This is a genomic window from Pseudomonas frederiksbergensis, assembly GCF_003732665.1.
Taxonomy (GTDB): Bacteria; Pseudomonadota; Gammaproteobacteria; order Pseudomonadales; family Pseudomonadaceae; genus Aquipseudomonas; species Aquipseudomonas frederiksbergensis_G.
Window position 1 is genome coordinate 205658 of the sequence record NZ_MOBP01000013.1, and the last position, 12335, is coordinate 217992.

10 protein-coding genes are annotated in these 12335 nt (G+C 59.4%); 3 read left to right on the forward strand and 7 right to left on the reverse strand.

Annotation, left to right across the window (positions count from 1 at the left end; translation table 11 throughout):
* Positions 1 to 10: 10 nt before the first annotated feature.
* Both BK665_RS21365 and BK665_RS21370 read right to left on the reverse strand, forming a co-directional pair.
* Complete coding sequence (locus BK665_RS21365; protein WP_259699645.1) at positions 11 to 2347, reverse strand: autotransporter outer membrane beta-barrel domain-containing protein; 2337 nt, start codon at positions 2345 to 2347, stop codon at positions 11 to 13.
* 517 nt (positions 2348 to 2864) lie between these two features.
* Positions 2865 to 5822 carry an autotransporter outer membrane beta-barrel domain-containing protein gene (locus BK665_RS21370; protein WP_123408616.1) on the reverse strand — a complete coding sequence of 986 codons (2958 nt, stop codon included), beginning with the start codon at positions 5820 to 5822 and terminating at the stop codon, positions 2865 to 2867.
* A 233-nt stretch (positions 5823 to 6055) separates the two neighbouring features.
* Between BK665_RS21370 and BK665_RS21375 the strand changes: the two genes are divergently transcribed.
* Positions 6056 to 7381: a HipA domain-containing protein gene (locus BK665_RS21375; protein WP_123408617.1), complete on the forward strand. Its 1326-nt coding sequence runs from the start codon at positions 6056 to 6058 to the stop codon at positions 7379 to 7381.
* Positions 7378 to 7656 carry a helix-turn-helix domain-containing protein gene (locus BK665_RS21380; RefSeq protein WP_123408688.1) on the forward strand — a complete coding sequence of 93 codons (279 nt, stop codon included), beginning with the start codon at positions 7378 to 7380 and terminating at the stop codon, positions 7654 to 7656. Before BK665_RS21375 ends, BK665_RS21380 begins: the two co-directional genes overlap by 4 nt.
* Positions 7657 to 7745: 89 nt before the next feature.
* Here BK665_RS21380 and BK665_RS21385 read toward each other — a convergent pair whose 3' ends face one another.
* Together BK665_RS21385 and BK665_RS21390 are read right to left on the reverse strand one after the other, a co-directional pair.
* Positions 7746 to 8582 (reverse strand): amino acid ABC transporter permease, encoded by an 837-nt coding sequence (locus BK665_RS21385; RefSeq protein WP_123408618.1) that lies wholly within the window; start codon positions 8580 to 8582, stop codon positions 7746 to 7748.
* A complete protein-coding gene (locus BK665_RS21390) occupies positions 8579 to 9400 on the reverse strand; it encodes an ABC transporter substrate-binding protein (RefSeq protein ID WP_123408619.1) in 822 nt (273 codons plus the stop codon). The genes BK665_RS21385 and BK665_RS21390 overlap by 4 nt, the downstream gene beginning before the upstream one ends.
* Before the next feature lie 111 nt (positions 9401 to 9511).
* On the opposite strand from BK665_RS21390, the gene BK665_RS21395 reads away from it, so the two are divergent.
* On the forward strand, positions 9512 to 10411 hold the full coding sequence (locus BK665_RS21395; RefSeq protein ID WP_123408620.1) for a homocysteine S-methyltransferase family protein: 900 nt from the start codon (positions 9512 to 9514) through the stop codon (positions 10409 to 10411).
* Between the two features lie 120 nt (positions 10412 to 10531).
* Here the strand turns inward: BK665_RS21395 and BK665_RS21400 are convergent, their stop codons facing one another.
* From BK665_RS21400 to BK665_RS21410, 3 genes are read right to left on the reverse strand one after another with little or no spacing between them, the layout of a single operon-like run.
* Positions 10532 to 11203 carry a GNAT family N-acetyltransferase gene (locus BK665_RS21400; protein ID WP_123408621.1) on the reverse strand — a complete coding sequence of 224 codons (672 nt, stop codon included), beginning with the start codon at positions 11201 to 11203 and terminating at the stop codon, positions 10532 to 10534.
* 17 nt (positions 11204 to 11220) lie between these two features.
* Complete coding sequence (locus BK665_RS21405; protein WP_123408622.1) at positions 11221 to 11667, reverse strand: GNAT family N-acetyltransferase; 447 nt, start codon at positions 11665 to 11667, stop codon at positions 11221 to 11223.
* A gap of 9 nt (positions 11668 to 11676) precedes the next feature.
* Complete coding sequence (locus BK665_RS21410) at positions 11677 to 12300, reverse strand: FMN-binding negative transcriptional regulator (protein WP_123408623.1); 624 nt, start codon at positions 12298 to 12300, stop codon at positions 11677 to 11679.
* Between the last annotated feature and the right edge of the window lie 35 nt (positions 12301 to 12335).

Below are 12335 nucleotides of genomic sequence, written 5' to 3' on the forward strand. Positions count from 1 at the left end.
CAGGTGTTGATTAGAACGCCATGCGCCACTGGCCCATTACGCCGTGATTGCGGCTGTCGCTGCCGACCTCACCGGTCAGGCCTACGCCCACGCTATGGTTTGCCGAGACCCCAAGATCCAGACCCGCATCCACCAGCAAGCTATTGCGATCCAGTTCCGCACCATAAACGGTGTAGTTGTTGCCGCCAGTGACCAGTCGCTGGCGCGTTGAGGTGTAGGTATCGCCGTAAGTGTGTTTCCAGCCAGCACTGAATCGCGGCGTCAGGCGCATACCGTTATCCAGGGTCTCGACCTTCGCCACACGCAGGCCAACCGTGCTGTTCACATTGCTTTGGGATTGCTGGTGAACCTTGAGCGATGCGGCCCCACCTTTCTCGGTGTAGCCGTCGCGTTGATAGCGTTGATAGCCGAGGCTGGCGAACGGTTCGATGCTGACGTTGGCGCGGCCCAGGTTGTAGCCCACTTCGGCGAAGGCTTGCTGGGTACTGGCGTCGTAGCTGCCCTTAGGGCGATCACTGAAACCGGTGAAGGCGATTCGGCGTGCAGTGCTGCCGTCGTGGTTGCTGTAAGTAGCACCAAGACGAAGTGACATCGGGCCGTTCTGACGCAATGCATAAGCGCCCAGATGCCAGCTATCGAGGTCGCCGTCGAGCTCCTTGCTGTCCAGTCGAGTCCGGGATGTCCCGCCCATCAACCCCAGGCGCCATTCCTCATCGATGCTCCAGTCCGCGCCAAGCAGCAGACCTTTGGTCGAGTGTTGCATGGGCTCAATATCCCGATCCAACGTCCCCCCGTGGCCAAGAGCTTGCAGCCAGACCCTGCCCTTGTCTTCGTTGCCGGCCGCCAGGCGTGGTGCGTTGTTTCGCTCGCGTAAGTTGTGGGTGCCCAACTGACGCATGGCCGACAGCATGCTGCCACTGACCGGATCGGCACTGCTCAAGGTCGCTTTGGCGAGGTTGGCGTTGCTGGAGCCGGCGAGTTGTTCGAGGGCGTAGGCGGCTGTTTCTTTGTCGGTGGCGAGTAGGGCGGTGATGGCGGCGTTAGTCGGAGTGGATGATTGCGGCACCGTGCTGGAAGTGCTGGCGACGGTAGCTGGTTGTGGCGCTGCGCCAGGAGTATCGGCGGCGACAGCCGGTTGAGTCGCTGCGTCGGGAGTAACGGCGGCGACGGCTGGTTGTGTCGCTGCATCTGGAGTGCCGGCGACGATGGTTGGTTGTGGCGCTGCGTCGGGAGTGCCGGCGACGATGGTTGGTTGTGGCGCTGCATCTGGAGTGCCGACGACGATGGCTGGTTGTGGCGTTGCGTCTGGAGTGCCGGCGACGATGGCTGGTTGTGGCGCTGCGTCGGGATTAACGGCGGCGACGGCTGGTTGTGTCGCTGCATCTGGAGTACCGGCGACGATGATTGGTTGTGGCGCTACATCGGGAGTGCCGGTGACGATGGTTGGTTGTGGCGCTGCGTCGGGAGTGCCGGTGCCGATGATTGGTTGTGGCGCTACATCGGGAGTGCCGGCGACGATGACTGATTGTGGCGCAGTGCCGTAAGTATCCACGTTGGTAAGTGGCTTCAGATCTGACGCTGGAGTGCCGGTGGTCATGGATGGCCTCACTTGCGCGACGACGGTATTTAAGATGTCGGAGGACAACTGAGCTTCGGGAATACGCTCTGGCTCGCTGATATTTTTGGCGAACTCCCGTCCGTTGTCGGAAGTAGCGAGACTCTCGATAGGTACTTCGTTACGAGCGTAAGTCATGCCGACGCTTTTAGTGTTGTACCTAAGGCTCGGTGCCATAAACGCGAGGTCATTGAGAACTTTGTCGAATTTGCCTTCGACTTTTTCTTTCGCCTCGATGATGGTGTAGCGACTGCTCAGCGGATATTCACCCGGCATCGAGACAATTTTCAGGGTGGAGCCACCCAGCCTGGCAGTGCCGTCGACTTTGATCGTTTCCCCACCGCCATCGGGATTGACCTCGTAGGCCAATACACCGGTCTTGGAAAGACTCAAATCCCCTTTGACCCTTGGGGCGCCGTGCATTCTGTTGACGTTGACCAGACCATGTACCCTCAGGTCGCCGACGGTGCCATTACCCGCGAAAGTACCGCTTTCTTCGACGTCCACTTGCCCCTTGATGTCGCCTTTGTTGAAGAGCTGTCCGACTGCAATCGCGCGACCCAGGATCTTTCCGTTGTTGGTCAGGACGCCGTCATTGAGCACTGCCACTCCATCCTTGAAATCGCTCTTGCTGTTTAACGTCCAAGAGCCCTGAGTATTGAACAGGCCCGTGAAGTTTTTTGTATCGCCCAGCTCGCCGCCGTCAGAGGCATCCAGTTGCAGGACATTCATGCCACCGCCGCCATCAGCCCGACCTTTAAAGCTGCCGCCGTTCTTCAAGATGAAGAGGTTGTTGGCGTCCGTTCCTTTTACAACGCTCTCAGGTGAGTTGATCTCTTTGCTGACAGTGCTGGCAGCGTCAGTGAAGGCTTGAAGAACAGCCAGCGGATCGCGTTTTGACTCGACCCTCGGTACTACCTTCGCATCGACGGGGGCCGATGATTCGGTAGGAATAGACAGCTCTTGAGCCGTGGAAAATTCAGCACATCCCAGCGTCAGTGCAATGGCCAACGCGAGGTGTTGTGGTCGGAATTGGTGTTGATCGGGCATTGAGTTCGACCTCGTTTGAATGAAGGCCAAACTCTAAGGGGGAGGTTGTGGGGAGCGATGTCAGGCGCTTCCCGCAGATTTGCAGGTTGTGTCAGATTGTTCTGTAGAAAAAAACCGGCCGTTGAAGAACAGCCGGTTTTACCTTCTGTGATTGGAGTCTTTGCCTACAACAATCCCGGAAACTTCGATTGGCGAACTGTCAGAAACTCATCTGCCACTGCCCGATCAACCCGTGATTGCGACTGTTGCTGCCAATCTCGCCGCTGTAGCCCACACCGAGGGTATGCCGCGCCGAGATTCCCAGATCCAGCCCCGCCTCCAGTACCAGGCTGTCGCGATCCAGCGAACTGCCATCGACGCTGAACGCCGTGCCGCCGACCACGAAGGCTTGGCGCGTCGAGCTGCTGACATCGCCATACGTGTGCTTCCAGCCAGCGGTCATGCGCGGGGTCAGGCTCATGCCGTTGTCCAGGGTGCTCAGGTGTGCCAGGCGCACGCCGAAGGTGCTGCTGAAGTTGTCCTGGGTTTGCTCTTCGACCTGCAGCGCGGCGGCGCCACCTTTCTCTTTGTAGCTGTCGCGGTGATAACGCTGGTAGCCGAGGTTGGCGAAGGGTTCGGCGCTGAGGCGGCCGCTGCCCATGGCGTAGCCCAATTCGGCGAAGGCTTGTTGGCTGTCGGCGTCGTAATCGCCTTTTGGTCGATCGCTGAAACCGTTGAACGCGACGGTGCGTTTGCTTTCCCCTTGGTGGCCGCTGTAGGCCGCGCCGAGACGTAGCGCAAACGGGCCGCTTTGGCGCAGGGCGTAGACCCCGGCGTGCCAGCTCTCGACATTGCCGTCGACCCCGGTGGCATCCAGATCGGTTTTCGAATAACCGCCCAACACGCCCAGGCGCCATTGCGGATTGAGTGCCCAATCGGCGCCGAGCACGCTGCCCTTGGTGCGTTGTTCCAGACCGCTGTTGCCGTGTTCGCCGTCGAGTTTGCCGTAGCCACCGATGGCTTGCAGCCAGAGTCGGCCCTGGGCATTCGGGTCGTTGAGGTTGCGGGCTTCGGATGGAACGCCGGTGGAGGCGAGCACCGGTGTGTCCCGGGAATCGAGGCCCACCAGCAAGCCTGAACCGCCGCCCATTTGCTGCATCGCCGAGAGCATGCTGCCGCCAATCTGGCTGCTGGCGCCGAGGGTGGCGCTGGTGAGGTTGGCGTTGCTCGCACCGGCCAATTGCTCGATGGCTGCGCCAGCCGTGGCGTTGGTGGTGTTGAGCAGCGCGTTGTAGAGCGTGTTGTTTTTACCTATCGAAGCCAGGCTGTTAGCGGCGCTGTTGCCGTTGGCGGTGGCCGCGAATTGGTTGAAGGCGATGTCGTTTCGGGTGTAGGTCAGATCGACCTGAGTCGGGGTGTACGCGAGGGTCGGCGTGAGGAACGCGTAGTCGCTGGTGACCTTGCCAAACGTGCCGTTGACGCTCGCGGCTTGCAACACGGTGTAATGGCTTTGCCACGGGTAGGTGCCGCTGCCGGGGTTCACCGCCAGGGTCGCGCCATTCAGATTCGCGGTGCCGCCGATTTTTACCGGGGCGCTGGTGCCGTCGGCATTCACGCCATAGGCCAGGGTGCCGCCGCTGCCGAAGGTCAAGTCGTGAGCGATGGTTGCGGTGCCGAGTCGGGTGTTGGTCTGCAACGTGCCGTTGACCAGCAGATTGCCCACCGAACCGCCGCCTGCATACACGCCGCCCTGATCCACCGTCAGCGTGCCGGCAATGCTGCCCTGGTTGAGCAGCGTCGCGCCATTGCGCACCGCGCCGCCGTCGCTGAAATCACCGCTGCCGGTCAGGGTCCAGGCCCCTTGCTTGACCTCCAGCCATTCGAAGTTGCGACTGGCACCGAAACTGCCGCCCGCCACATCGTCCATCACCACCCGGTCGTAACCGCTGCCGCCATCGACCACACCGACGAAGCGGCTGCCGTTGCGCAACGTCAGGCTGTCATTGCCGCCGCCCAGGTCCAGGGCCAAGCCGTTGCTGCCACTGATGGTGCCGCCGTTGGTTACGCTGTCGGCAAACTCGCCGACGAACTTCACCCCGAAACCGTCGAGACCCTGAATGGTGCCGAAGTTTTCCAGGGTGGTCGCTGCCACCCCCGAACCGCCGCTGCCATCGTCCACCAGGATCGCGCTGTTGGCGCCGCTGATGAGTGCACCTTTGGCGTTCAACACATAGCCGCCGCCCAACGCGATACCTTCGCTGCCATTGGCGAAACCGCCCTTGTCCACGCCGCCCGCGCCGACGCCTTGAATGGTGCCGTAGTTTTCGATGTGGGCGATGTTGTCGATGTCCACACCATCGCCGTCGCCGTTGGGTTGCAGCCCCGAGTAAGCACCGGTAATCGTGCCGTGGTTGATCACCGTGCCGTCGCCATCGGAGCCGAAGCCCGAACCGTTGCGCCCGGTGACCTGCCCGTAGTTGACCAGCGTGGCGCCGAGGTCAGTGGTGATGCCGTGGCGGCCGCCGGAAATGGTCCCGTAGTTGGTCACCGTTACGCCGGTCGCGGTGTCGATATCAATGCCGTCGAACTTCTCGTCGACATTGTGCGAGTCGCCCGTGGAGATCTCGCCATAGTTGGTGATCGTCGCGTTGGCCCCGGTCTTCATCCCGTCGCTGGCATCCCCCCGAATCAGCCCTCCCGCACGGTTGATGATCGTGGTTTTGACGCCGTCGCTGCGCAGCGCATCCAGGTCCAGCCCCTGGCCGGTGGTGGAGCGAATGATCCCGCTGTTATCGATCAACAGACTGCCGCTGGCGAAGTTGCTGTCGATGCGCAACGCATCGTTGAACCCCAGAATCTGCCCGCTACTGCGGTTATAAATGCTGTAGTTGCGCGCCTGGGTCAGGTCGCCACTGCTGTCGATCGCCCGTCCACCGGTAGACACGATCTTGCCCGCGTTATCGACCACCACGCCGACGCCACTGGTCTTGTCCTTCAGAGTCACGGCCTTGCCGCTGTTGGTGATGCTGCCGGGGGCGGAAATCGTCAGCGTGTCACTGCCGCCAAGGGTTTGCGCGGCGGTGGTGGCGGTGTCGATCTGCACGTTTTTGGCTTGGGCGGTGGTGGCGCTGATCAGCAGGGCGATGGTCAGGGCGAGACGCTGGGGCGAGAAGGGCATGGGGTAGGCAGCCTTTTTGTTATAAGCGGGCTGTCTTGTATAGCGGAGGGTTTTTACAGAATGATGTCTGATTGATAACAGGTTTCTGCAATTTAATGCGTAAATTTCATCCTGTTTGTTTAATAAGTGCATTTTAATGCGTAAATTAGGTCGATGGTTTACTCGTGGCATGCACTATATTGCATGAACAGATCATTTTCTTACGATGGTACGCATCAAATTGCAGGTGAGTTATGTACACATTGACGCTGCAGGTCTACACATCTGGTAATTGGCTTGATGCGATGACTCTGGTTTTTACCGAGCCAGAAAAAGGTTTCGAAGGGCCGTGTCGATTTGGTTACAAAAAAGACTATGTGGCTAACAACCTTGAGTACATCGAATCGCCTTTTTCCAAAGCGGTCAGCGCCAGGTTGCCATTGGATTGGGATAACACGTCGCTGAAAAAGGCGCCGGCCTTTTTGCTCGACATCGCTCCTGCCGGCGCTGCAAGACGCTTTCTTATGGCGCGCGTTGGCCAGGACAAACCTGAAGGCATCAGCGCTGATTTATTTTTGCTGGGACGGAGCACCCCCGCCCCTATCGGCCACATGCGTATCAAGGAGTCGGCTGAAGAGGCAGACGACAGGCCCGCCATAGGTTTTCGTCGAGAAGAAGTAGTCGCTCGCGATAATACTTTTTTGGAGTACGCCTATGAGCAGGGCGCAGCGATAGGCGGTGCCACGGGGGCGGGTGGTGAAGCCCCCAAGCTTTTGATGTCTCAAGGGCGGGACGGCCTGCTATATCCGGATGCTGTACTGAGCGACGATCAAGTGGCGCAGCATTGGTTTGTTAAATTTGCTCGTAACAGAGCTGCCCAGACTGATCAGATAATTCTCAAAAGCGAATTTCACTATTACAAGGCATTGCACGTTCTGGGGATCGAGACGATAGCGGCAGATGGGCTCGCGCTGGAGGAAGCAACAAAACCCAGTCTTTGGATGAAGCGCTTTGATCGGGAGGTAACAGATCAAGGTGTTGAGCGATTAGCGGTTGAATCGATCTACTCGCTGGCAGGTGTGACAGTCCCCGGCAGTTACATGAACCACCTTGAGGTGATCCAACTCCTCGCTCGGCTGTGGAAACAAGTCGGGCAGGTCGATCAGGTTCCTGCGCTGGTGTCCGATTATCTACGTCGTGATTTGCTTAATAAAATTCTGGGTAACTCCGATAACCATGGCCGCAATACTTCGATTATTCGCGGCACAGAATCCTTCCGCCTTGCTCCGATCTACGATTTGGCTCCAATGGTGATGGACGACGAGGGAGTCACGCGCACCACTAAATGGCCCAAAGACCTAGAGGTGGCTGGCGAGGTGAAATGGCGCGAGGTATGCAATGCATTGGCGGATATCGGAGATCCTGAATCGCTCTTTGAAAATCTGCGAGCGGATGCTGATCGCTTGTTGGCTTTGCCGGACATTCTCACCGCCAGCGGTCTTCCTGAGGCCACTATGAATCACCCTGGGGTTGCGTTGAGAAATCTTGAGCAACGCTTGAAGACATGGGGGCTGAGATGACCATTACCATTGATGCCCGCGCTCTGTTGATCGAAGGCATTCAAGAGGGGCTTGCCCAAGGCACTCTAGAAATAGGCGAAGCAGTCCGTCGATTACGGGTTGAGGTCACCGGCCTGCACCAAACCCAGTTCGCGAAGATGTGCAAAATCTCTGTGCGCACACTCGTGCATATCGAGCATGGGGAAGGGAATCAAACGTTGAAATCGCTTAATTCTGTGTTCAAACCGTTTGGCTTGAAGATGGGCGTGGTGCGGATTCGACGGGATTTCAGCTAAGTCGACAGCAAGGCATTACCGAAGGCTGCATGCGTTAAAGATCAAAAGATCGCAGCCTTCGGCAGCTCCTACGGGGGGCGTGTTCCGACCTAGCTACGGCTCACATAGGCCTTGCCGTAATGCCGCTCCATCCGCGCCTGTATCAGCTCCAGCCCAATCGACATCACCCAATAAATCACCGCCGCGGTCGTCAGCATTTCGATGTAGCGATAACTCGAGCGCCCATACGACTGCGCCAAAAACATCACCTCCCACACCCCCATCACCGAGATCAACGACGAGTCCTTGAGCATGGAGATGAATTGGTTGGTGGTTGGCGGGATGATGGTGCGCATGGCCTGGGGCAGGGTGACGCGCCAGAAGATCACGGTTTCGCGCATGCCCAGGGCCAGGGAGGCTTCCCGTTGGCCGTGGGGGACGCCGAGGATGCCGGCGCGGAAGATTTCGCTGAGGTAGGCGCCGTAGTTCAGCGACAGGGCGATGATCCCGGCGGCGATGGCGCCGGGCACGATGCCCAGTTGCGGCAGGCCGAGGTAGATCAGCAGGATCTGGATCAGCAGCGGTGTGCCGCGAAAGAACGACGCGTAGAAACTCGCAATGCCGAACGCCACGGCGCTTTTCGACAGCCGCCCCAGGGCTGTGATGAAGCCCAGCATTGATGAGGCGACGATTGAGCAGGCGCAGAGAAACACGGTCAGCGCCGCACCTTGCAGGAAGCCGTTAGGCGCCAGGTGCAGGCCGACGAGGTTCGGCAGTTTGTCGAGGATGATCGAGAACTTCAGGTCGAAGCTCAGGAAGAAACTGGCGAACAAGCCGAGCATCGCCGCCCAGGTCAGGTACAACCGCGTGCGAAATCCGAAGATCCGTTGCAGCCGTGACTCAGCGACGGGTTGCGGCGGCTGGGGAGGTGTCGGGAAAGAAGTCATTTGCTGATATCGGCGCCGATCCATTTTTGCGAGAGCTTGCTCAACGTGCCGTCCTGTTTCAACTGCGCGAAGACTTCACGCACTTTGCCGTCCCACTGTGCATCGCCCTTTTCAATGGCCACCGAATTCGGCTCGGAGTACAGCGCCTCGCCAGCCAGTTTGAAACGTTTGTCTTCGTTCAGGCGCGGTTGCGCGGTCACCAGGTTGGTGAGGATCGCGTCCAGTCGAACCCCGGCGCCCAGGCCCAAATCCTGGAAGGCCACGTTGTCGGTGTCATACGGAGCGATCTGCACGTCCTCGAACGGGTATTGCAACTGCGTGTCTTCGGCGCCTTCGATCACCAGGTTTTTGTTCAGGTAGCTTTCGTAGCTGGAGGCGCTGGTGAGGCCGACTTTCTTGCCGCTCAGGTCCTTGGCGCTGTGGATACGATCATCCTTGGCGTTGACCACGATCACGGCTGGCGAGGCGTAGTACTCGACCGGGAAATCGAAGACTTCGGCGCGGGCCTTGCTCGGGGTCATGGAGCAAATGCAGATGTCGTAGCGACCGCTCCAGCGGCCGGCGGCAATCACGTCCCAGGACGGGGTTTCGAGGCGCAGTTTCACGCCGAGTTTCTCGGCCACGGCTTTGGCCACATCGACGTCGAAACCATCGAGTTGGTTCTGGTCGTTGAGGAACGAGAACGGTGGATAACTTTCCATCAGCACGCCCACCAATTCTTTCTTTTGCTCGACGCGATCCAGCGTGGCGCCGCCAAAGGCTTGAGTGGAGGCAGCCAGAATCGTCAGGCCCAAGGCCAATAGCGGTTGAAATTTCACAGTCGATCCTTGAAAAAAAGAGGTTGTTATTAACCAGATGTTACGTATTAAATAGTTATAAGAACGACTCTGGTAGTGAGTTATTTTCATAAGCATATGAGTGAATGGCATATGAGCGCAGGAAGCACAGTGATTCTGGATGGCGGCATGGGCCGTGAGCTACAGCGCCGAGGGGCACCGTTCAGGCAGCCCGAGTGGTCGGCGCTGGCTTTGAGCGAAGCACCGCAAGCGGTCGAGGCGGTGCACGCGGCTTATATCGAAAGCGGTGCAAACGTCATCACCAGCAACAGCTACGCGGTGGTGCCGTTCCATATCGGCGAAGAGCGCTTTGCCGCTGAAGGCCAGGCCCTCGCGGCGTTGGCTGGCGAGTTGGCGCGGCGCGCGGTGGTGGCGGCAGGCAAACCGGTACGCGTGGCCGGTTCGTTGCCGCCTTTATTCGGTTCCTACCGTCCGGACCTGTTCGACGCTGCGCGGGTGACGGAATTGCTGACACCGTTAGTGAAGGGCCTCGCGCCCCACGTTGACTTGTGGCTGGCGGAAACCCAGAGCTCGATCGTCGAGGCGCGGGCGATCCACGCCGGGCTGCCGAAGGATGGCAAACCGTTCTGGCTGTCGTTTACCTTGAAGGATGAAGACACCGACGACGTGCCGCGCCTGCGTTCCGGTGAGCCGGTGGCCGAAGCAGCCGCCGTGGCCGCTGAGCTGGGTGTCGAGACGTTGCTGTTCAACTGCAGCCAGCCGGAAGTCATCGGCGCGGCGATTGATGCGGCGCGGGAAACCTTCGAGCGGTTGGGTGTGAATATTCACATCGGCGCGTACGCCAATGCCTTCCCGCCACAACCGAAAGAGGCCACGGCCAACGACGGGCTCGACCCGTTGCGCGACGATCTTGACCCGCCGGGTTACCTGCACTGGGCGGCGGATTGGCAGAAGCGTGGGGCCAGCCATTTGGGCGGGTGCTGCGGGATCGGGCCGGAGCACATTGCCGTTTTAGCCCAGAAATTGGCGTGAAGCCATTCGCGAGCAAGCCCGCTCCCACAGGGTTTCGGGTTAGCCACAATATGTGTGATTAACCCAACCCAATGTGGGAGCGGGCTTGCTCGCGAAGGCGTCAATCCAGACGCCGCTAATTTACCCGCGGCACTCAGCCAGGGTTTTCACTTGACCCGAATCCGTCTGGTTTTCATCTGAAAGCCACCGCTCAAACCCAGCCCCAATCGCCGGCCATTCCGAATCCAGAATCGAATACCACGCCGTATCGCGATTCTGTCCCTTGACCACCATGTGCTGGCGAAACACCCCTTCAAAACTGAACCCCAACCGCTCGGCCGCATACTTGGAGCGGGCGTTGCCGTTATTGCACTTCCACTCCAGGCGCCGATATCCCAAAGCGAACGACTCTTTGGCCAGCAGATAAACCGCCTCGGTACTTTTTGGCGAACGTTGCATCGCAGCGCCGAAGGTCACGTGGCCGATTTCGATACGCCCTTGGGCCGGGACGATCGACATCAGGCTTAGGATGCCCTGCACATCGCCGCTGGCACGGTCGATCACGGTGAAGAAATACGGGTCGCTATTGGCCGCGTGGTTGTTCAGCCAATCGTTAAAGGCACTGCGCTCCGGGAACGGGCCGTAAGGCAAGTAATCCCAGAGTTTCGGATCGGCGCCGGGGCCTTGCAGGGCTTTGAACAAGCCGTCGGCGTGGCGCGCCGGGTCGAGTTTCTCCAGGCGAATGAAGCGCCCTTCGATCAATTGAACCGAGGGAGCCGGGGCGCCTTTCCAGTCCGCGAGTGAAGTCGTCATGGTGCTCTCCTTGAACCTTAAATGTTTTTGCGAAACTGGATGTAACCGGGGCGTTCGGCGATGCGCTCGTAGAGCTGGATCGCGGTGGCGTTGGTTTCGTGGGTCAACCAGTGAACCTTGCAGCAACCGTCTGCCTTGGCGGTGGCGTAGACGAACTCGATCAGCTTGCGCCCGACGCCGGTGCCACGGGTTTCGGGCGCTACGATCAAGTCTTGCAGATAGCAGGAATTTTCGATGCTCCAGTTCGAGCGATGGTAGATGAAGTTCACCATGCCCACCGCTTTGCCATCGGCCCACGCGAGGGCGGAGTGGGTCGGCTCGTTCGGGTCGAGCATGCGCTGCCAGGTGCTTTGGCTCACGACTTCCGGCAATTCGGTGTTGTAGAAGCGCAGGTAGGCTTGCCACAACGGCAACCACGCGGCGTGGTCGTCGGCAGTGACTTGGCGAATCTCGATCTGACTCATGTTCATTCCTTAACGCATCAAGTGGGCGAGGGCCTGGTCCTGCGCGTCGGGGCTGGTGGCCAACCCTTCGCGCACACCGGCGATGTCTGCGGCGTTGCGGTTCTGGCTCAGTTTGCGTTTGCCTTCCAGGCGCTGGATCGGCAAGGCAAAACCGACGATGGCTTTGAGCATACCGTCGATGTAGTCGGCGGGGGCGTCAGCGACTTTCCAGGGCTGGGCGCGGCTCGCTTCGTGGCGATCGGTGAGGGCGCTGACCAAATTGAGCAGACGATGGGCGTCGGTGAACACTTCAGCCACACCGTAAGCGTGCACGGCCACGTAGTTCCAGGTCGGCACGACTTTGCCGTGCTCGGCTTTGCTCGGGTAAAACCCCGGGCTGACGTAGGCGTCGGCGCCGGCAAAAATCACCATCGCCTCTGCGCCGTTTTGCAGTTCTTTCCACTGTGGATTGGCCTTGGCGAAGTGCCCGTAGAGGGTGCCATTCGGACCTTGTTCGGCGTCCAGCAGCACCGGAATATGACTGGCTTGCAGGCCTTGCTCGCCGTGGGTCACCAGGATGGCGAGGCGGGTGGCGAGTATCTGCTGCTGCATGTCCGGCAAATCTTTGATGGCAAACGAGCTGGGGTTGTACATGGAAATATCCCTTGGCGAATGGCTCCATCCTAGGC

Bases quoted from the DNA above. Each gene is read 5' to 3' on its own strand.
- BK665_RS21365 (WP_259699645.1), bottom strand. From the start codon at position 2,347: ATGAATGTCCTGCAACTGGATGCCTCTGACGGCGGCGAGCTGGGCGAT.
- BK665_RS21370 (WP_123408616.1), bottom strand. From the start codon at position 5,822: ATGCCCTTCTCGCCCCAGCGTCTCGCCCTGACCATCGCCCTGCTGATC.
- BK665_RS21375 (WP_123408617.1), top strand. From the start codon at position 6,056: ATGTACACATTGACGCTGCAGGTCTACACATCTGGTAATTGGCTTGAT.
- BK665_RS21380 (WP_123408688.1), top strand. From the start codon at position 7,378: ATGACCATTACCATTGATGCCCGCGCTCTGTTGATCGAAGGCATTCAA.
- BK665_RS21385 (WP_123408618.1), bottom strand. From the start codon at position 8,582: ATGACTTCTTTCCCGACACCTCCCCAGCCGCCGCAACCCGTCGCTGAG.
- BK665_RS21395 (WP_123408620.1), top strand. From the start codon at position 9,512: ATGAGCGCAGGAAGCACAGTGATTCTGGATGGCGGCATGGGCCGTGAG.
- BK665_RS21400 (WP_123408621.1), bottom strand. From the start codon at position 11,203: ATGACGACTTCACTCGCGGACTGGAAAGGCGCCCCGGCTCCCTCGGTT.
- BK665_RS21405 (WP_123408622.1), bottom strand. From the start codon at position 11,667: ATGAGTCAGATCGAGATTCGCCAAGTCACTGCCGACGACCACGCCGCG.
- BK665_RS21410 (WP_123408623.1), bottom strand. From the start codon at position 12,300: ATGTACAACCCCAGCTCGTTTGCCATCAAAGATTTGCCGGACATGCAG.